The sequence below is a fragment of the Arthrobacter sp. JCM 19049 genome (assembly GCF_001310435.1).
Genome location: NZ_BAXF01000716.1, coordinates 1 through 889 on the forward strand (window position 1 = coordinate 1; position 889 = coordinate 889).

The 889-nt window shown below is 67.7% G+C and carries 1 protein-coding gene and 1 pseudogene; both read left to right on the top strand.

Features of this window, described 5'->3' with window-relative positions:
• Window positions 1-367, top strand: a pseudogene (locus JCM19049_RS15730) (glutathione ABC transporter ATP-binding protein); the annotation flags it as partial.
• Window positions 368-455: 88 nt separating this feature from the next.
• Window positions 456-827: a chorismate mutase gene (locus JCM19049_RS15735; RefSeq protein ID WP_054822019.1), complete on the top strand. Its 372-nt coding sequence runs from the start codon at window positions 456-458 to the stop codon at window positions 825-827.
• Window positions 828-889: the final 62 nt, after the last annotated feature.

The following is an 889-nucleotide window of genomic DNA, read 5'->3' on the forward strand; positions in this document are numbered from 1 at the left end:
CAACGCCAGCGCGCCTCGCTGGCCCGGGCGCTGGCCTGGAGCCGAAGCTGCTGATCGCCGATGAACCCACCAGCGCGCTGGATGTCTCGGTGCAGGCCAAGGTGCTGGAGCTGTTCCTGGAGCTGCAGCAGCAGCTGGGCTTCGCGGCCCTGTTCATCTCCCACGACCTGGCGGTGGTGGACATGCTCGCCAGCTGGGTGGGGGTGCTGCTGCGCGGCGAACTGGTCGAGGAGGGGCTGGCTCAAGGGTGCTCAGCGCCCCGCAGCACCCGTACACGCAGCGGCTGATCGCCTCCCTGCCGGTGCCCGACCCGCGTGAACAGGCCAAGCGCCGGGCGCTGATCGAGCAGCTGAACCTGGCACAGTGAGCGCAACACGCGCCGCCACCAGCTCCCGGGCCGGTGGCGGCGCGTCACTTAATGCGGGTCGTGGCCTAATCCCACGTAAACTGGGCGCATGAGCGAGCCGAACACGAACCCCCTGCCCACGGACTTCGACCCGCACGCCAGCTCCCTGCACGGCGAGGTCGACCAGGCGGTGCTCGATGAGCTGTATTCCATCCGCGGCAGCATCGACAACTTCGACGCCCAGCTGGTCTACCTGCTGGCCGAACGCTTCAAGGCCACCCAGCGGGTGGGCCACCTCAAGGCCGTGCACCAGCTGCCGCCCAGCGACCCGAACCGGGAAAAGGCGCAGATTGAGCGGCTGCGCCACCTGGCCCGTGAGGCGCACCTGGACCCGGAGTTCGCCGAGAAGGTGCTGAACTTCATCATCTCCGAGGTGATCCGCCACCACCAGCACATCTCTAACGCGCACAACAACGAGTAAGCCCGCCCGGTGAGCACGATGAGTGAACGACAAGCCGTATCCGGCAATCAGCCCGCCGAACC

What these genes read in the sequence shown, in the direction of transcription:
- JCM19049_RS15735 (WP_054822019.1), top strand. Translation starts at nt 456, where the DNA reads ATGAGCGAGCCGAACACGAACCCCCTGCCCACGGACTTCGACCCGCAC.